The 19,572-nt window shown below is 28.4% G+C and carries 20 protein-coding genes and 1 pseudogene; 5 read left to right on the top strand and 16 right to left on the bottom strand.

Annotation, left to right across the window (positions count from 1 at the left end; all coding sequences use genetic code 11):
- The 8 genes and pseudogenes from Q4A58_RS03885 to Q4A58_RS03850 all read right to left on the bottom strand — a co-directional run.
- A pseudogene (locus tag Q4A58_RS03885) lies at positions 1-427 on the bottom strand (cell surface protein); the annotation flags it as partial.
- A 233-nt stretch (positions 428-660) separates the two neighbouring features.
- Complete coding sequence (locus tag Q4A58_RS03880; RefSeq protein ID WP_303116710.1) at positions 661-1,374, bottom strand: pseudouridine synthase; 714 nt, start codon at positions 1,372-1,374, stop codon at positions 661-663.
- The gene (gene scpB, locus Q4A58_RS03875) at positions 1,361-1,915 is read right to left on the bottom strand and encodes an SMC-Scp complex subunit ScpB (protein WP_303116708.1); all 555 of its coding nucleotides are present in this window, start codon (positions 1,913-1,915) and stop codon (positions 1,361-1,363) included. Before scpB ends, Q4A58_RS03880 begins: the two co-directional genes overlap by 14 nt.
- A gap of 34 nt (positions 1,916-1,949) precedes the next feature.
- On the bottom strand, positions 1,950-2,996 hold the full coding sequence (locus tag Q4A58_RS03870; protein WP_303116706.1) for a rod shape-determining protein: 1,047 nt from the start codon (positions 2,994-2,996) through the stop codon (positions 1,950-1,952).
- A gap of 13 nt (positions 2,997-3,009) precedes the next feature.
- Positions 3,010-3,588, bottom strand: coding sequence for a nucleoside triphosphate pyrophosphatase (locus Q4A58_RS03865; RefSeq protein WP_303116705.1), 579 nt, complete (start codon positions 3,586-3,588; stop codon positions 3,010-3,012).
- Positions 3,585-4,316 (bottom strand): hypothetical protein, encoded by a 732-nt coding sequence (locus tag Q4A58_RS03860; RefSeq protein WP_303116704.1) that lies wholly within the window; start codon positions 4,314-4,316, stop codon positions 3,585-3,587. The genes Q4A58_RS03865 and Q4A58_RS03860 overlap by 4 nt, the downstream gene beginning before the upstream one ends.
- Before the next feature lie 299 nt (positions 4,317-4,615).
- Positions 4,616-5,506, bottom strand: coding sequence for a DMT family transporter (locus Q4A58_RS03855; protein ID WP_303116703.1), 891 nt, complete (start codon positions 5,504-5,506; stop codon positions 4,616-4,618).
- A 186-nt stretch (positions 5,507-5,692) separates the two neighbouring features.
- The gene (locus Q4A58_RS03850) at positions 5,693-6,007 is read right to left on the bottom strand and encodes a hypothetical protein (RefSeq protein WP_303116702.1); all 315 of its coding nucleotides are present in this window, start codon (positions 6,005-6,007) and stop codon (positions 5,693-5,695) included.
- Positions 6,008-6,167: 160 nt separating this feature from the next.
- On the opposite strand from Q4A58_RS03850, the gene Q4A58_RS03845 reads away from it, so the two are divergent.
- Positions 6,168-6,617 carry a SoxR reducing system RseC family protein gene (locus tag Q4A58_RS03845; RefSeq protein WP_303116700.1) on the top strand — a complete coding sequence of 150 codons (450 nt, stop codon included), beginning with the start codon at positions 6,168-6,170 and terminating at the stop codon, positions 6,615-6,617.
- Between the two features lie 64 nt (positions 6,618-6,681).
- Here Q4A58_RS03845 and Q4A58_RS03840 read toward each other — a convergent pair whose 3' ends face one another.
- From Q4A58_RS03840 to ftcD, 7 genes are all read right to left on the bottom strand, one after another.
- Entirely contained in the window at positions 6,682-7,317 is a 636-nt protein-coding gene (locus Q4A58_RS03840) for a hemolysin III family protein (RefSeq protein ID WP_303116698.1), read from the bottom strand.
- A 23-nt stretch (positions 7,318-7,340) separates the two neighbouring features.
- Positions 7,341-8,699 (bottom strand): Trk system potassium transporter TrkA, encoded by a 1,359-nt coding sequence (trkA, locus tag Q4A58_RS03835; protein WP_303116696.1) that lies wholly within the window; start codon positions 8,697-8,699, stop codon positions 7,341-7,343.
- An 8-nt stretch (positions 8,700-8,707) separates the two neighbouring features.
- Positions 8,708-9,208, bottom strand: a complete 501-nt coding sequence (locus Q4A58_RS03830; RefSeq protein WP_303116694.1) for a dihydrofolate reductase — start codon at positions 9,206-9,208, stop codon at positions 8,708-8,710.
- Complete coding sequence (gene thyA / locus Q4A58_RS03825) at positions 9,208-10,041, bottom strand: thymidylate synthase (protein ID WP_303116692.1); 834 nt, start codon at positions 10,039-10,041, stop codon at positions 9,208-9,210. Before thyA ends, Q4A58_RS03830 begins: the two co-directional genes overlap by 1 nt.
- Positions 10,042-10,209: 168 nt before the next feature.
- Positions 10,210-10,848: a cyclodeaminase/cyclohydrolase family protein gene (locus Q4A58_RS03820; protein ID WP_303116690.1), complete on the bottom strand. Its 639-nt coding sequence runs from the start codon at positions 10,846-10,848 to the stop codon at positions 10,210-10,212.
- Between the two features lie 79 nt (positions 10,849-10,927).
- Positions 10,928-12,178, bottom strand: a complete 1,251-nt coding sequence (hutI, locus tag Q4A58_RS03815) for an imidazolonepropionase (RefSeq protein ID WP_303116689.1) — start codon at positions 12,176-12,178, stop codon at positions 10,928-10,930.
- 74 nt (positions 12,179-12,252) lie between these two features.
- A complete protein-coding gene (gene ftcD, locus Q4A58_RS03810; RefSeq protein WP_303116688.1) occupies positions 12,253-13,218 on the bottom strand; it encodes a glutamate formimidoyltransferase in 966 nt (321 codons plus the stop codon).
- 252 nt (positions 13,219-13,470) lie between these two features.
- Here ftcD and Q4A58_RS03805 point away from each other — a divergent pair, with 252 nt between their 5' ends.
- Positions 13,471-14,790, top strand: a complete 1,320-nt coding sequence (locus tag Q4A58_RS03805; RefSeq protein ID WP_303116687.1) for an MATE family efflux transporter — start codon at positions 13,471-13,473, stop codon at positions 14,788-14,790.
- A gap of 21 nt (positions 14,791-14,811) precedes the next feature.
- Here Q4A58_RS03805 and Q4A58_RS03800 read toward each other — a convergent pair whose 3' ends face one another.
- Positions 14,812-15,348, bottom strand: coding sequence for a MarR family transcriptional regulator (locus Q4A58_RS03800; RefSeq protein WP_303116686.1), 537 nt, complete (start codon positions 15,346-15,348; stop codon positions 14,812-14,814).
- Positions 15,349-15,543: 195 nt separating this feature from the next.
- Here Q4A58_RS03800 and Q4A58_RS03795 point away from each other — a divergent pair, with 195 nt between their 5' ends.
- The 3 genes from Q4A58_RS03795 (at position 15,544) to Q4A58_RS03785 (ending at position 19,534) form a co-directional block, all read left to right on the top strand.
- The gene (locus tag Q4A58_RS03795) at positions 15,544-16,758 is read left to right on the top strand and encodes a DUF401 family protein (protein WP_303116685.1); all 1,215 of its coding nucleotides are present in this window, start codon (positions 15,544-15,546) and stop codon (positions 16,756-16,758) included.
- 136 nt (positions 16,759-16,894) lie between these two features.
- The gene (locus Q4A58_RS03790; protein WP_303116684.1) at positions 16,895-18,082 is read left to right on the top strand and encodes a MalY/PatB family protein; all 1,188 of its coding nucleotides are present in this window, start codon (positions 16,895-16,897) and stop codon (positions 18,080-18,082) included.
- A gap of 63 nt (positions 18,083-18,145) precedes the next feature.
- On the top strand, positions 18,146-19,534 hold the full coding sequence (locus Q4A58_RS03785; RefSeq protein WP_303116683.1) for an AbgT family transporter: 1,389 nt from the start codon (positions 18,146-18,148) through the stop codon (positions 19,532-19,534).
- Positions 19,535-19,572 lie beyond the last annotated feature (38 nt).

Below are 19,572 nucleotides of genomic sequence, written 5' to 3'. Positions count from 1 at the left end.
CAAAAGCAGAACTTAATTTTCCACTGGCTCCATTAAGAAATCCAAAAGCAGAACTTAATAGTCCTCTCGCTGCATTTGCATATCCAAAAGCAGAACTTCGTTCTCCAGTCGCTGTATTATTATTCCCAAAAGCAGAGCTTTTCCATCCACTAGCTGTATTTATAGCACCAAAAGCGGTACTTTGCCATCCACTGGCTTTGTTCCCTACTCCTACTGCTGAAGCATAATACTTAATTGTCGTATCTGTTGGATCTCCTGCTTCATTTTTATGTAACACTCCGTCTTCATCAGTATAACTGATTCCAACTGCTACAACTTCCTGTGAATGTCCTTCACTTCCTGATCCTTGTACATAACTTGCTGCTAAAGATAATTGTGCTAATAAAATTAATAATGTAAGTGTTAAAAATTTTAAACTTCTTTTCATAATAAACACTCCTTTTCATTTTTTATTTAAATTCACATAATCCTATCTTAATTTTATTGTATCAAAAAAAAAAAAAATGCAACAAATTTATACATTTTATTTTAATATATTTAAGTATTTATTTTTTAAATTTGAAGTATAGGAAATTTCCTGCTTTAGAAATTTTTATTAAAAAATTTGGCTAAATAAAAAAAGTTGCCGCAACTTTAATTTAATAATTTGCAACAACATTTTTACAATGAATATAAATATTCTATTTCTTCTTTTGTCAATTCTCTATATTTACCTTCTGGTAAATCACCTAGGCTTAATTCTCCGATTTTTTCTCTTCTAAGCTCAAGAACTCTATAGCCAAATTTTTCTATCATTCTTCTTATTTGCCTATTTCTTCCTTCTTTTATTGAAATAAACATGGAAGTTTTATTGTTTTCAATTTTTACGGAGTTTATCTTAGCTGGCAAGGTTTTGCCGTCTTCCAGATTCACACCTTTTTTTAATTGTTCTATTTCTGATTTCTTCAGTTCACCAAAAACCTTTAAATAATATTTTTTATAAACTTCCGATTTAGGATGGACAAGCCTATTAAAAAGATTCCCATCATTTGTTAAAATAATTAAACCCCTTGTCATATAGTCCAGTCTTCCAATAGGAAAAATTCTTTTATCTGTTTTTATTAAGTCAACAACGGTCTTTCTACCTCTGTCATCACTGGAACTGGATAAAACTTCTAAGGGCTTATTTAGCATAAAATACACTTTTTCATTTAAATTTTGTTTTAGATTTTTTTCTATTTTTTTCCCATCAATTATAATTTCATCAACATCACTAATTTCCATTCCCTGTACTGCAATTTTACCATTTACTGAAATCTTCCCTTCAAGAATTAATTTATCTATATTTCTTCTTGAGGCTATGCCCAGTGTGGCTAAATATTTATTTATTCTCATCTAAAACCTCTGTTTCCACAACTTCTCTGTTTAATTTTTCTTTTAATAAACTATAGTCTGGTAAATCTCTTATATTTTTTATACCCAAATAGGCTAAAAATCTATCCGTTACTTCATATAAATTAGCCTTTCTTCCCGTTTCTTGCTTACCACAATTTCTGACAAATTTTTTTTCCTCTAAAGTATAAATAATTCTATCAACCGAAACTCCTCTTATACTCTCTATCTCTGATTTTGTAATTGGCTGTCTGTATGCTATTATAGATAGGGTTTCTATAGCAGCAGAGGACAATTTTTTAGGCTTTTTTTCCTGCTCAAAATATCTATTTATACTATCTCCAAATAGAGGGTTGGTAGTTAAATATACAACTTCTCCCTCTATTTCTATATTTATTCCTGTATCCTTTCTGTCATCTTTGAGCTCCTCTAAAATTTTAAGCATATCTTCCACTGAGATTGCAAAATGTTTAGCCAAATCTTTTATTTTATTTTCATCTCCACCTAAAAATATTATAGCTTCTACTTGATTTTTTATACTCATCTATGTGTATTCTCCTAAAAAATTAAGAAATAAATTAGTAGTCTGTTTCAGTTGAAACTAGTACTTTACTGTAAGTTGAGAAATTTTGTAACAATATATTTATACCATTTACCACTGCATTAAGAGGCTCTTCAGAGATTGTAACTTTTAAATTTAAAGAATTTGAAATCTTCTTATCTATGCCTCTTAATAAAGCTCCTCCACCCGTTATATAAAGACCTCTTCTTCTGATATCGGCTGCCAATTCTGGAGGCGTTTTCTCAAAAATTATTCTTATCTCTTCTATTATCTCTTGAATTAAGGCACCTAAAGGTTCTACCAATTCAGATGATGTCAAGGTAATATCCTTAGGTAGACCATTTAATATATTTTTTCCACTTACTTCAACGCTTAAATCTTCCTCCAGCTGTAAAACTGAACCTATTTGTATTTTCACTTCCTCAGCTGTCTTCTCTCCTATCAGAAGATTATGTTTATTTCTAACATAGTCTATTATTGCAGCATCAAATTTATCTCCTGCAACTCTAAATGAGGATTTTCTAACTACTCCACCCAAAGATATAACAGCAAGTTCAGATGTTCCTCCACCTATATCTACTATCATATTTCCTTCTGGCTCGAATATATTAATGCCCACTCCTATAGCTGCTGCCATAGGCTCCTCTATTAAATATGCTTCTCTTGCTCCTGCCTCTCTTGTAACTTCCATAACAGCTCTTTTTTCAACCTGTGTTATACCTGCTGGGACACAGATAATAACTCTAGGGCTATGTAATAATCTATTTGAGTTTACTCTTTTATAAAAAGATCTAAGCATCTTCTCTGTGACCTCGTAGTCAGCTATTACTCCATTTCTAAGTGGTCTTATAGTTTCATAAGCTACGGGAGTTCTTCCTATCATAAGTTTTGCTCTATCTCCAACTTCAAAAATTTCTTTGGTTTTAGCAGTTATTGTAACTACAGAAGGTTCATTTAGAATAATTCCCTTATTTTTCACGCAAATAAGCGTATTTGATGTTCCCAAATCAATACCTAAATCATCGGAAAATATACCTAAAAACCTATTGACAAATTTTTTCATTTCTACACCTCTTTTATATTTTTGAAATATCTTTAAAATCTATATTTAAATTTTTTAAACTTCTTATAAACTTAGCTATAGGAAAGCCCATTATGGAGAAGAAATCCCCTTCTATTCTTTCAACAAGCATTCTTCCTTTCCCTTGTATTCCATAAGCTCCTGCCTTATCAAAAGCTTCTCCACTTTTTAAATAGTATTCTATGAGCTCACAATCCAAATCATAAAACTTTACCTCACTTATATCCACATCTGTTAAAAATATTTTTCTTTGGATATTTATAAAAGAATAAGCGGTTATAACTCTATGCTTCTTTCCAGATAAAAGATTTAAATACTCCCTTGCTTGTTTTTCATCTACAGGTTTAGCTAAAATAAGTCCATTTATTTCAACTATTGTATCAGCTGCCAACACATATTCATCAGGATTTAATTGGGCTATATGAAAAGCCTTTTTATAGGCTATTTCTTTAACCTTTTCAATTAAATTCGTCTTGGAACTCTTCTCATCTATATTAGCAGGTAAGACTTTTATTTGAAAGCCTGCATCTCTTAATATTTCTTGTCTTCTAGGCGAATTAGATGCAAGTATCACGATTCATCACCCATATCTTCATTTAAATTGACCATTTTCTTTAATTCCGTACTCTTTCTAAAAAATTCAACTTTTTCTTCTAAAAGCTTTTCTTTATTTTCTCTAAACTTTATCTTTCTAATTGTTTCATTTTTTTCCAAAGATTCTTTTATTTTTATCTGCTCATATAATAATCTCTCTTCTCTTTCAAGCCTTTTTCTCTCTTTATATGCTCTATAGTTATCTCTGATATAATTCTTTATAGGTGCATAAACTATTAGAAAAAATAAAACTAATTGAGCCAGCAACATTCCATAAAAAATATTCTGAAATGAAAATTTTAAATTAAGTATTAACCATAAAATATAAGTAGGAACATAGCCTATTCTAAATCTATATATACAAATTTCTATTAAATTTCTATAGTAACCATCATCTAAAATAATATTTTGTAAATCGGTTAAATCAAGCCCTGACTTATAAATAATATAAGTGTATAGAACAAGTATTACAAAAACTAGAAAAAAATATAGCTTTACTTCATAGACAAATCTTTTTATTCTATCCTTACAAAAAAATATAAAGCCATAAAATACAAAAAAAAGAAGTGCTGGTAATAAAGTAATCCCAAAATATTGAATTGCTTTCTCATATATTCTTAGTTCTTTTAATGGACTCTCAACAAAATAAGATAAACATATTAAAAATAAGACTAAGAAATAAATAAATACTATTCTTATCCTTTTCAAAATCACACCTCTTAACAATAACTTTGCAATATAATAACTTTTGCATACTCTTTTCATGATATCATATATATTAAGAGTTTTCAATAAAAAACTACTGGAAAATACTTTTTTGTAAATTACAATACTAAGTGTCATTTAAAAAATTTTATAAATTCTTCTATAAACACTCTTTTTTTTGATTATATTTAAAAAGGCGACTGGATTTTTTTATTTTCCAATCGCTTTATTTTGATATATCTCTTATTTATAATTATGAAAATAGATTTTAATAAGTTCTTATTTTTATTATAATATAAAATTTATTTATTCTTTTTTAAAAAATCCTCTGGAGCTTGAGCTATTATAATTGCCACAAAAACGACTATACAACCTATAAATTCCTTAGAACTTAAGGTTTCACTTAAAAATAGATAACCTGATAAAGCTCCAAAAACTGATTCCAAACTTAAAATTAATGATGCTAAAACGGGCTCTGTATATTTTTGCCCAACCATTTGTAAAGTATAGGCTATACAAGACGAAAAAATTCCAGCATAAACTATTGGTTTCCATGAAATCATTAGATTAAAAAAACTTATGCTCTCCCTCTCAAAGGTAAAAGCCACTAAAGCTGAAACGAGAGTCATAACCGTAAATTGCACAAGTGATAATTTTACAGGATTAACTTTTTTGGTAAAATAGTCTATAACCAATATATGAGCTCCCCAAAAAAACGAACCAATAAAAACTATAAAATCTCCCCTATTGACCGAAAACGAATTTCCACTTGGTATTGCAAGTAGATACAAGCCTATAGCACCTAATATTATAGCAACACATGTTAAGAAATTAATTCGTTTTTTCATCGCTATAAAAGCTAAAATTGGAACCATTAAAATATAAAGAGATGTTATAAAACTTGCTTTTCCTGCTGTGGTGTAAAGAAGCCCAATCTGCTGTAACGACGAACCCATAAAGAGAAAAAGCCCACACGCCAATCCTCCTTTTAATAAGTCTATTAACTTTGTATTCATACTATCTTTTAAAAAGAAAACTAATATGGACAAAGAAATTACAGCTAAAAAAGATCTGGCAGCATTAAATGTAAAAGGACCTAAAGCTGCCATACCTGTTATCTGAGCTACAAATGCCGAACCCCAAATTATTGAGGTGATTAAAAGAAGGATATTACCTAAAATTTTCTTGTTCAAAATATTACCTCCATCATACAACCTTTTTTCCTTATGTTTATATTGTATGGGGAAAAATATAACTTGTCAACATATTAAAAATTATCTAAGTTGTTTTTTAACAAAAATTATTGTACTATATGCAAATTATTTTTTTATAAATATCTATAACTATTAAAGCGAAGGAATGTTATTAAAAATTTAATTTTATGAAAATATTATATCATCCAAGTCTTCTACAGAGACATCTATAATAGTTCTTTTATCTTCACTGAGTTGAGTTGTTTCTATAAACATAGTCAAAACATTTTGCTTACTATTTTCATTCTCAACTGAAAATTTTAATTCCAACATTTTATCTTTTAATTCAACACTTAGAGGATATAATGAAAAAACCCTTTTCATCTGTTTATTTTCAAAAAATTCGATTGCAAAAAATATACCATTAGTTTGTGCATCTCTAAAAATTAATTCCCTTTTTTGAGCATTGTATTCAAGTGATGCATTTTGAAATCTCTTCATTGCTATACCTCCATCAAAATAGCTTTTTTTTATTATAATATAAAACTCTATAATTTACCATAGCAAAAGTTCTCTTGCAAAGTGTACTTTTTATTTAGAATTTGCTATAATAAATTTATTATGTTTTGATATTTCTTATTCATCACAGAAGGAGTTTAAAATGGAAAATAAAGGAATTGTAACTAAAATTAAGGGAGATCGAGTCAGTATAAAATTATATAAAAGTTCTTCTTGCTCTCATTGTAGTCAATGCAGTGAGTCCAGTAAATATGGGAAAGACTTTGAGTTTAAAATAGATAGAGAAGTTCAAGTGGGAGATTTGGTAACTCTTGAAATTTCAGAAAAAGATGTTATAAAAGCTGCTACTATTGCCTATGTAATGCCACCTTGTTTTATGATACTTTCCTATGTGCTCGCTGCAAAATTAGGATTTTCAGAAGGAAAAAGTATCATAGGAAGTTTTTTAGGTCTAGCTTTTTCTTTTCTACTTCTTTTTATCTATGATAAGTTTTTTGCCAAAAAAAATATAGATGAGGAAATTAAAATTATATCTGTTGAAAAGTTTGATCCTTCTATAGTTTCAAATAATACTTGTGAAGATTTCTTTTAAAAAAATAAGGAGCCGCTGCACTTAAAAAATAAGTTGCAACGGCTCACTTTATAATATAATAATGCTATACATAATAAAAAATACTATAAAACATAAAAGCTGCTCCACCTACTACAAAAATATGCCAAACCACATGCAGCCATTCAATTTTTTTAAAACAATAAAAAACTGTTCCTATTGAATAACTTAAACCTCCTAAAATTAACAAAACTAATCCATAAATTGGCAAGGCTTTCACTAGAGGATAAATAATTATTATGACAAACCAGCCCAGTAATAAATAAAATAAAATGCTCAATTTAGGATATTTCCCTAAAGTAATTATCTCAAAAAATATTCCTATAAAAGCTAAAGACCATATTATAGCCAATGATATATTTCCTAACAGACCTCCAATTGTCAATAGCAAATAAGGGGTGTAGGTTCCAGCAATTAAAAGATAAATGGTGCTGTGATCTATTTTTTGAAAAAAGTCAGCATATTTAGAAAAAACAAAACTGTGATAGAGAGTTGAACTCATAAAAAGTAAAAACATACTTCCTCCATATATGCTATAGGCAATTATGGCTTCAGCTGACTTTAATTTAATTCCCTTTCTGACAAGAAATATTATAGTTACAATGCTTAAAATAGCTCCTAAGCCATGAGTTATGGCATTAAATATTTCTGCAATAAGAGAAGATGTTTTTATTTTTTGCATTTTTCTTTGCACCTTCTTTCAAATTATTCTTCTAAAATATCATTTATATCATCAAAAAAGTTTTCAGTTGTTATGATAATAACTCTATCTCCTTCTTTTATAACATCGTTACCAGAAGGGAAAATAGGTATATTATTTCTAATTATATATGCAATTAAAAGATTTTTTTTAATTTTTAAATTTTTCAAAGGAATATCATTGACCTTGCTATGAGAACTAATTAAAAGCTCTATAGCTTCCACCTTATTATTTTCAAGTCTATAGAGATTTTCAATCTTACTTCCCTTTTTACTTGCCAGAGATCTAACAACTCTTATTATATTATCTGCTATAAGTTTTTTAGGAGTTACTATAGTTTGTAAACTATCTTCACCTAAAATATCAATAAAAGATAACTTATTAAGCTTTGTGATTATTTTCTTTATACCCATTTTTTTAGCATAAATAGATATAAAAATATTAGTTTCATCCATACCTGTTATAGAGATGCAAGTGTCGTATTTTTTAAAGTTTTCTTCTTTTAATATATCTTCATTGCTTCCATCCCCATGAACAACAGTAGCATCAGGTAATTCTTCACTGAGCTTAATGGCTTTTTCTTCATCTTGTTCTAAAATCTTCACCTTTATTTTTTCTTTTAATAATTCTTTTGCCAAATAATGTGTTATTATTCCAGCTCCAATTATAAAAGCTGAAGAAATTTTTTTAGGATACCTTCCAAGAAGATTTTGAAAATTTATTATATCTTTTTCCACCCCAGTTATATATACTCTATCGCCAGATTTTAAGACTGTATTACCTGAAGGAATTATAATTTCATCTTCTCTTTTTATTATACAGACTAGTAATTTAGGAAAAAGTTTTTGTCTAAACTCCAATATGGATACCTCATTTAAAGAAGAATTTTCATCCAGAAAAAATTCTACCATTTTTAATTTCCCATTTACAAAACTTTCTACGTTTAATGCCTCAGGAAAGCTAATATTTTGTTTAATATAATCTGCTGTCTCCAATTCAGGGTTTATTACAAGATCTATTCCTAAAGATTCACTCATAAATTTAATCTGCGATGAATACTCCGTGTTTCTTACTCTGGCTATAGTGAATTTGGCTCCCAATTTTTTAGCAATAACAGAGGATATAATATTTATTTCATCTTTTTCTGTAACAGCTATAAAAATATCTGCCTTGGATACACCAGCTTCCATCTGAACATCATAGTTAGTTCCATTTCCAACAAATCCCATTATATCATTATTTGAAATTATTTTATCCAATATTTTAGCATTTGTTTCTATAAGAGTAATATCATTTCCCTCATTTGCCAGATCGTGGCAGAGTAATTCCCCCACTTTCCCAGCTCCAATAATAACTATTTTCATAAAAACTCCTATTTATTTTTTAGTTTATACACATAGGCTGTAAACTCGTCGTAGTCTTTAGCAGAAACAATTTCATAGCCATAATCTTCTATATTTGGCAAATATAGTGCTTCTGTTGCTTCCTTGACTTTTACATTCTCTTTTATTTTAGACAAATAAATTTCGTCAATATAAAAATTTTCTAAAAAATATCTATAAATTGAACTACCTCCGCAAACAAAGATAGTTTTGTTTTGCTCTGTTAATTCTTCCAACAATTTAGGAACATCCATACTTCTATGTAATATAATTACTTCTCTATCTTTTTTCATAAGTTCAACTGGCACTACTTTTGCTGTGCTAGCTCCAAAAAGAAGCGTGTTTCCAAGGGTTAAACTCTTAAAGTAAAGTAATTCCTCTTTTATATGCCATAACATTCCATTACCTTTAGGATACTTATCACCAATTATATTATTAGGTCCAACACAGACTATAAGTTTTAAATTGTTGTTTAGTTTAATTTTTTCCATTAAATTGCCACCTCATAGTCAAGCTTTTCTCCATATTTGTAATCAATTATTTCAATATCATCAGGTTTAAATGAAAAAATATTTGTAAAATTATTTATTTTTATTTTTGCTGCTGCAAAAGTTTGTGAATTTACTTGTCTTATTAAACGGTCATAATGCCTATCATATATATGAACATTGTGAATGTTCCAAATAATTTCAGCAGGTTCTAAGCCACATTCTTTAGCCACCAGTTTATGTAACACGGAATATTGAAATACATTTGCTACCAAGCCTAAAGCCACATCACAACTTCTCTGTCTAACCTCTAAATAGAGTTTTCCATTTATCACTGACCACTGAGTTAAATGCACGCAGGGCGTTAAAGCCATATCTTTAAGTTCCTCTGGTATCCATATCTCAGTCATTATTCTCCTACTGTTAGGATTAGTTTTTAATTCATTTATAATATAATGAAGCTGAGATTTTTGACCAAAGGTTTCTTTGCCAATCTGATAGCCATATGCCTTTCCTATCGTTCCGTCTTCTTTCTTCCATTCATCCCAAAATTTACATCCGATTTTATTTAATTCATCAACATTATTTGATTGCATTATCCATATCCAATATAATTCTCTTATAGGTGCTTTATTTGGAGCAAATCTTGAAGTTATCAAATGTGCTTCATCATCGGAATTATCAAGTCTGAATTGATAAGCTATATAACTTTTATAATGAGCTGGGCTGCCGTCAGCATACTTTGTTCTAACACTTCCCTCAGACCAAATTCCTTTTTCAACTATAGTATCAACAATTTGCTTATAAATAATATCAAACCTAGCTTTTTTTTCCATTTTTTGCTCCTTAATATTTTTTAATATTATAGCATTATTTAGTGTATAATTCTAAAAATTTTATATACTTTCAAAAAAAATATTTTTCAAATAAAAAGAGCCAATGAAATTAGTAAAAATAACTAATTTACAGAAGCTCTTTCTTGTAAAATTCTCTATAAAAAGTTTTTATAATGCTGCATTCACAATAGACATTATTCTTTCTACTTCTTTTGCTGCATCTGCTTTTATTGCTGCTATTTCTTTTGAAATTTTTTCAACATATTCTTTATCTTCTATAGAAGACAGGTTTACTTTCACATTTAAAATTCCACCTTCAAGACCTGTCATTAAAAGTAAAGTTCCTACTCCTATATCAGTTATAGCATTTTGGTTTCCATATTCCATTATAGTTCCTAGTAGTGAAATAGCCTTTCCTGATAAAACAACTATATCGTAAGGAGTTTGAATTGCAAATTTTGTACACTTTTGAATTTCTGCACTTCTTATAGCTTTTTCTTCTTCTGTTTCCTTAGGTAATTTAAAAGCTGCCATAACTGTATTATAAGCTTCTGAATCCTTATCTATTAAAATATTTAGCTCTTCTTTTATCTTTAATAATTCATCAAAATTCTTAACAAAAGCAGCCTTTACTTCATCTGAATTAGCTTCATATTTTTTCTTTCCAAAGCTTAAATGTGCTACCATTCTTCCTAAGCTTGCACCTAATGAAGACGCAAGAGCAGACACAGAACCTCCACCTGGTGCAGGTGAGCTTGAATCCACCTCATTTAAAAATTTTATAACATCCATTTCAACTAATTTCATCTATAAACCTCCCAATATTTTTCTTAATAATTTTATCTTAAGCTTTTATAATTAAAATTTTTTGAATTGTTTAATTTTATTATTTAAGAGCTTTGAATCTTTCAAAAACCAATTTACCATTTTTATAAACTCTCTCTGTATGATTAACAGCAAAATGATATAAGAAATATGACATATTTGGAGCATCAAAAACTGATATATCAGCTTTTTTTCCAACTTCTAATGAACCTATTTCATGCTGTCTATCTATTGCTTTAGCTGCATTTATTGTTACTGCCTTAAAAACTTCTTTTGGAGTCATTTTTAAATGAGCAGCTCCTATTTGCATAACAAATTGTAAATTTTCGCAAGGACAAGAACCTGGATTATAATCTGTAGATAAAGCAATTTGTATTCCCGCCTCTATCATTTTTCTTGCTGGTGCATAGTGCTCCATAAGATTAAATGAAGTAGCTGGAAGTAAATCAGCTATAACATTGCTGTTTGCTAGTGCCTTTATTCCACTGTCAGTTATTTTCATAAGATGCTCTGCTGAAACTGTTCCTAATTCTGCTGCAAGCTCAACACCACCCAATGAAACTATTTCATCGGCATGAATTTTTAATTTAAAACCATTTTCTTTAGCTGCCGTCAATATTCTTCTACTTTCTTCAACAGAAAATACCTTATCTTCACAGAAAATATCACAAAATTCTGCAAGATTTCTTCTTTTAACTTCTGGTAACATATCTATAATTTTTTGTATAAATTCTTCTCTATTTTCTTTATATTCAGGTGGAACTGCATGAGCTCCCATAAATGTAGAAATTAAAGATATTGGTTGCATATGTTCCAAAATTTTAGTAACTTCCATCTGCTTTATTTCATTTTCAAAATCCAGACCATAGCCACTTTTAGCTTCTACTGTTGTAACTCCTAACTCCAACATATATCTCAAACTTCTTAAAGTTTTATCTATAAGCTCTTTATGACTTGCATTTCTAGTTGCCTTTAAACTGCTTAAAATACCTCCACCTTTTTCCAATATTTCAAGATATGGAACTCCTTCTATCTTCATTGCAAACTCATGTTCTCTTGAACCACCATGTACTAAATGAGTATGCGAGTCTATAAGACCTGGTGTTACTAATTTTCCACTTAAATCTACCATTTCAACATTTGGACTGAAATATTCTCTAGGCACTTCACCAGTTCCTATAGCAGCTATTTTATCCTTTTTCACAACTATATAAGCATTTTCTAAAACTTCTATATTATCCATTCTTTTTGAATCATCAAGTTCACGCGAAGTAACTAATTCGCCTATATTATATAAAATTAAATCTACCATTTACCCTCCTAATAGTTTACTTTGTATAAATTACAAATAAGGACTGCTAGCTCTCTAACAGCCCTTATAAATTACTAAATATTTTTCTCTAAAACTTTGTAAACATCAAAATCTGTAAGTCCTAAGTATTTAACCATCAATTCCACTACTTTTTCCATTGGCATAGCATCTACATCTTCTTTTATTCCATCACATGCTAAGTAGTATTTCAATGAATCTGATAGAGCTGCTAATGGAGTTGCTCCTATAATTTCACAACCTGTAACCTTTACGCCATATCTTTTAGCTTCCATTTTTACAGTTTCCATTATTCTATAAATTGGATTCTTAGTATAGTCTTTTATATTCATTGTAACTTGTACAAAGCCTTTATCTAAAATTTCAGCAGGTCCAGCTTGAATAAATCTGAATCCTCCACTTGAAAATCTTATTGCCTTTGCTATTGCACTAGGAACATCCATATCTGTTGTAGCTAGATTAATATTAAAAGCTATTAAAGGCATTCTACAACCAATAGCTGTAACTCCTGCTGTAGGGTGAGGTGCTCTTTCTCCAAAATCTGGTGCCCATTCAGCTTGTTTCATTTTTTCTGCCATACCTTCGTATTCACCTTTTCTTATATCAGGTAGAGATACTCTGTTTGGAGCTGTTGCTGTACTTTCATATAAAAATACTGGAAGTTTAAATTGTTCCCATACAGCTTTTGCTACTTCTCTTGAAATCTCATTACATTCTTCTGTAGTCATTTCTTGAATCGGCAAAAATGGTACAACATCTGTTGCTCCCATTCTTTTATGTTCACCTTTATGAACATTCATATCTATTTCTTTAGTTGCAATTCCTATTGACTCTATAACGGCCTTTTTAACTTCTTCAGGATCTCCTAACACAGTTACAACAGTTCTATTGTAATTTGCATCTGGTTCAACGCTTAAAAGTTTTATTTTTGAATTATTTTTATAAGGTGCAACAATTCTTTCAATTTTTTCTAAATCTTTACCTTCGCTATAATTTGGTATACATTCAACTATCTTTGCCATTTCTTTGTCCTCCTAAATTTTAAAAAATAATTATTAAAGTGATTTTAAAAAATAACAAAACTTACTAATACAAGTTCAGTATAACAGATATAAAAAATAAATCAATATGTTTTTAAAAAATCACAAAAAATTTTTTATTTTTTCTTTCATTATATTCTATAAAGCTTATTTAATGCTTTAGTTTTTAAGACTATTCACTTAATTATAAAATTTAGATATAATGAAATATAAAAAATGAAAGGAAAAATTATTATGTTAAAAAACTCAATAAGTAAGACAATTTTTAGATATAGTTTTCCAAATGTCTTGTCAATGTGGGTATTTACTTTATATAGCATGGTGGATGGTATTTTTGTAAGTAGATATATCGGAAAGCTAGGATTTGCTGGAGTAAACTTGACCTTCCCTTTGATAAATTTAATTTTTGCAATTTCAATTATGTTAGGAGTGGGAAGCTCCACTTTAATTTCTATAAAATTTGGTGAAAAAAGAATTGAAGAAGCAAATAAACTTCTTACACTTGCAAGCCTAGTAAATTTTTTTTTAGGTCTTTTTATTACATTTATAATATTAATTAATTTAGAAAATGTTATAAATATTTTAGGTGTGAATAGAAATCAAGAAGTTTATATTTATTTAAAGGATTATCTTTCAACCATTATTTTATTTTCATTTTTTTATACACTTGGCTATGCTTTTGAAATATATATAAAGATAGACGGCAGCCCTTCTTATCCTCTTATATGCGTCTTGATAGGAGGAGTTTTTAATATTTTTCTTGACTACTTATTAATGGCTGTTTTTTCATATGGCATAAAAGGTGCTGCTATTGCTACAGGAATATCACAAATGATAAGTTGCTCTATGCTTTTCTTTTATATTCAATTTAAAGCTAAATTTATAAAATTTTCAAAAATAGGAAAAGAAAATTTTAAAAAAGTATTCCTATTTTTTAAATTTGGTTTTTCAGAATTTATAACTGAAATTTCTACAGGTCTTTTAATATTAATTTATAATTGGGTAATTCTCACCAAGACAAGTATAAACACCATTCCCATTTTTGGTGTCATTTCTTATATAACTTCAATTATAGTAATGACAATGATAGGATTTAGCCAAGGTATACAACCTATTATAAGTTATAATTTAGGAAAGAAAAATTACTCTATTTTGAAGTCAATTTTAAAAATATCACTTCTTTTTTTAACTTTACTTGGTTTTTTATTTTTTATAAGTGTAAACTATTTTTCAGTTGAGATTGCCAGTCTTTTTTTTAAAGACATATCTTTAATAGAAAAATTAACTAAAACGCTTAGAATATACAGTTTTTACTATTTGATTTTGGGAATAAATATATTCATCTCTTCATACTTAAGCGCAATAAAGAAAATTTTTTACTCAGCTTTAATAACTTTCCCTAGAGGTATCCTATTTAATAGTATATTTTTGATGTTTTTACCAGATAAATTTGGTGAAAATGGAATATGGTTTTCAGCTTTTTTTAGTGAGTTTTTAACACTTTTCATATCTTTTTATCTTTTATTTAAAATAAAAAATACTGATAATATATGAACTATCAGTATTTTTTATATTCTACTTCTTTTTTCTCTCTTTTAAAATGTTAGTATATTCCAAACAAATTTTTTCAAAGGCAACCAATTCTTCTATTTTAAATTTTCTAGCTAAAATTTTTTGAGTTTTAATAATATCTAAATTATCATATCTTTTATGAAATAAAACTATTTCTTTACCTTTTTGGCTAATTGAAAGATGATAGATTTTTCCATTATCTTCATTATTTATTCTATTTATTAAGTTCCATTTCATTAATCTTCTAACTGTTTGCGATATAGCACTGCTTGTCTTATCCCATTTTTTTGCCAACTCAGTTACAGTTATTCCATCATTGTCACATATTTCTGTTAATATATGCATTTCTATCATTGTAAATTTTTCTCCACTACCATAATCTCTTCTAATAGAATAATAGTTTGAATAAGCCAGTATAAAATTATAAATTGATTCCATCATTTTATTTAATTTTACATATCGAGTATTTACTTGTTCTTCTGATTCATTTAAATCTACTATTGCTTCTAAAATTTCTTTTCTATATTCATTTACATTCATAAATCCTCCAAAATGATTTTTTTCTAGTATAACATAATTATTCCTTTAATAATAGCTTTTGAATTAACAGTAAAATTTTTTATATTATTATTTTTTCATAAAAATACTTGATTTTTTTATCTTTACATTATAAAATATATTAAATAATTAAGATACTTAATTATAGAATATTTTAATTTATAAGGGGGATATATTATGGATATCATAAAGATTATTATTATATTTTCTGTAATTATCACAGTTATAAAATTAAATAAGCCCCTCTATATTTCAATTAGTTGTGGCATTATCGCAACATTGGTACTCTATAAAATACCTCTTCCATCTTATCCTGATATTTTTTCAAAGGCAATCTTGGGAAAAAACACTATCAATATTATCTTATCTTTTTACACTATTACTTTTTTACAAAGAATGTTAGAAAAAAGAGGTAAATTAATTCTTGCGGAAAAATCTATAAGCAATATTTTTAATTCCAGAAGAGTTAATTCAATGATAGTTCCTTTTATAATAGGAATGTTACCTTCTCCTGGTGCCGTTTTGATCGCTGCTCCTATTGTTGACACAGCGGCTGGTGAATATTTGGACGATGATGAAAAAACTTTTGTTACATCTTACTACAGACATATTTCAGAATCTTTCTTACCCACTTATTCTTCTATTATACTTGCTATTTCTTTAGCTAATATTTCTATGAGCGGCTTTGTACTTTTAATGCTTCCTTTGGTTTTAAGTTTATTTTTAATAGGATATTTTTTATATGTTAGAAAAATTCCAAAAATAAATGAAGGTTTGAAAATTAATATTAATTATAAACAAGAGTGGTTAAATGTTTTAAGAAGTATGTGGACAATTGTTTCTGTGGTTTTAATAATTTTAATTTTTAAAATTCCTGTCTATATAACTGTCTTAATAATTATTATTTTAAATTTTATTATTGATAAATTTAATTTCCAAGAAATTCATAAATTTTTTGTTTCTGCCTTTGAAATTAGGTTGGTTCTCATAACTATAATAACAATGATATTTAAGGAAGTGCTAATTTATACAGGTATGATTGAAAGATTACCCTCTTACTTTGTTGCCTCTCCTATTCCACCATATATTATATTTGCGCTTTTATTTTTCTTTGGAACAATTTTAGTAGGCAGTCAGGCTATTATAGCTATAATTATTCCAATCGCCTTTAATACTTTACAAAATGTTGGTTTAGCATATTTCACATTTTTGATGAGCTTAACATATATCGCAATGCAAATTTCTCCTGCCCATGTTTGTTTGGGAATAATAACAGAAAGAACAGGAACAACATTCAGTGGCTTAGTAAAAAAGACCATTCCTGTGTTGCTTATTTTTATACTCATATCTACAATTTATTACTTAGCTATAAGAGGTATTTTTGATTATTAAGCAAATGTCATTGGAATTAAGGAGGTGATTTCAATGAAATTATATAAGAACAACTTTTTATAAACATAAAACATTACACTTTATTTAAAATTTGAGAATTATTAAATTTCTAAAACTTTAAGGAGGTGTTTTCTGTATGAAGTATGATTTCACAACTCTAGAATCCAGAAAAAATACTGGCTCTATTAAGTGGGAACAAATGTATGAATGGAATCCTAATGTAGCTGATAACATTGTGCCTTTATCTGTTGCTGATATGGAATTAAAACCTGTACCAGAAGTTATAGAAGGTTTAAAAAAATATTTGGATAAAGTCATATTAGGATATACAGCTGCTTATCCAAGCTTTCTTAATTCTGTTATTTCTTGGATAGAAAAAAGACATAAATATAAAGTTGAAAAAGAATGGATTGTTAATACCCCAGGAGTTGTAAATGCTTTTTATGCAGCCGTTAATGCTTTTACTAATCCTGGAGATGGAGTTATAATTTTTAGACCTGTTTACTATCCTTTTTCTATGGCTATTGAAAAAAATAACAGAAAAATTGTTAATTGCCCTCTTATAGAAACTGATGGATACTATACAATAGACTTTGAAAAACTAGAAAATCTTGCTAAAAAGGCTGAGAATAAACTTATTATATTCTGTAGCCCTCATAATCCTATCGGTAGAGTTTGGAAAAAAGATGAATTAAAAAAACTAGGAGAAATAGCAGTAAAAAATAATACTATTATTGTATCTGATGAAATATGGTGTGATATTATTATGCCTGGGTATGAACATTTTATGATGGGAAGGCTGGGTGGAGAAATTGAAGATAATTTAATTCTATGTACAGCCCCTTCAAAAACATTTAACCTAGCTGGAATGGCAACATCTAATATCATAATCAAAAACAAAGAACTTAGGGATAAATATTCTGAAACTTTGCAGGTTATGAGAAGTGCTTCAATAAATATTTTGGGCTATAAGGCATGTGAACTAGCATATACTTATGGTGAAGAATGGCTTTTTGAATTAATAAAACTTATAGATACTAATCAAAAAATTGTAAAAAAATTCTTTGATGAAAAATTTCCTAAAATTAAAGCCAGACTTATAGAAGGTACTTATTTACAATGGATTGATTTTAGAGCTCTCAACTTGTCAAATGAAGAATTAGAAAATTTTATGCATATGGAGGCTGAATTTTTTACTGATGAAGGATATATTTTTGGTGATGAAGGCAGTGGATATGAAAGAATAAATTTAGCTGCTCCTACTTGGGTGATAGAAGATTCTTTAAAAAGACTAGAAAAAGCACTAATAAAAATTTATAAATAGTAAACTTTAACAAAATCTCAAATCTAAATTATAAACAAAATTTAATATATTTAGGAGGTTATAATGGAAAAAAAACAACTTAAAATGCCTCATTTATTTTGGATAATGTTAGGTTTATTGCTCTTTGCAAGCTTGCTAACTTATATAGTTCCAGCTGGAAAATTCGCTATTGATGAAAAAGGTAAAATAATAGGTTCTCAATTTTCTTATTTAGGAAGTCAAAGTCCTGTAAGCCCATGGGGAATGCTTATGTTTATTATGAAAGGGCTTGTTGATTCAGGAATGATTATTTGGGTTGTTTTAATTTCAGGTGCTATGACATCAATTGTTATGGCAACTGGAGCTATAGATGAATTATTAGGTTGGGCAATATATAAATTAAAAGATAAAAACCAAAGTATTCTAATCTCTATTATGTTTATTTTAATGGTTTACCTTGGAGGCTTTGGAGGAACAGATGCCTTAATTGCTGTTGTCCCTATTGGCGTTATTTTCTCAAAGAAATTAAAATTAGATCCCATCTGTGCAATGGGTGTCACAACATACGCAACTCTAATAGGTTTTGGAACAGGGCCTGTAAAGCAATCACCTAGCCAAATGTTAATGGGTGTTAGAGTTTATGGAGCATTTTTTACTATGTTTTTATCGATGAACTTCTTTATGTTAGTTGGGCTTTTTTTCTTAATAAACTATATAAATAAAATTAAAAAAAATCCAGCTCATTCATTGATGTACAATGATGGATGGAATCCCAATGATTTATCAAAAATAGATGAAATTAAAAAAGTGCCACTTTCAATAAGAAGTATAATAATTATTCTTATTTTTCTAGGGCAATATATCCTAATAGTTGCCTATCCTTTCTTTGCTAAAGATAGCAAACAACTCTATCCATTTATGCTTGCGATCAATTTAATAGTAAGTATTATTGCAGGTTTTCTTGCAAAATTCTCTTTTAAAAAATTAGCTGAAGAATTTTCTAAAGGTCTATCTTCAATAGTCTTTGTAGGTTTTGTAATAGGGCTTGCAAAAGTAATGTCTTTAGTTCTTACCAATGGACAAGTATTGGATACTATAGTATATATATTAACAAAACCTCTTATGGATCTTCCAAGAACATTTGCTAGTATTGGAATGACTGCCGTTATCTCATTAATTAATCTAATCATTCCATCTGCAAGTTCAAAAGCAGCTATACTCATACCAATTTTAAAACCTATTGTGGAAGCATTAAATATGCCTCCTGAATTAGGAATACAAGCTTTCCAATATGGAGATGGTTTTTCTAATTTAATTTCTCCTGCTCTTGGTTGGACTGTGGGTTCTTGTGCTATGGCTGGGGTTCCTTTTCCTAAATGGCTAAAGTGGGTTTTTCCAAAAGTTATTGTATTTATTTTACTATCATTTTTATGTATGTTTATATTAACTTCAACTGGTTGGACTGCTTTTTAAATTCTTTATAAAAACTTATAAATATTAATTGAGGAGGT

Origin of the sequence: Fusobacterium sp., assembly GCF_030528405.1 — a bacterium.
GTDB lineage: Bacteria > Fusobacteriota > Fusobacteriia > Fusobacteriales > Fusobacteriaceae > Fusobacterium.
Note: the sequence above shows the minus strand (reverse complement) of the source record. Positions and strands in the feature narration are given on the sequence as shown.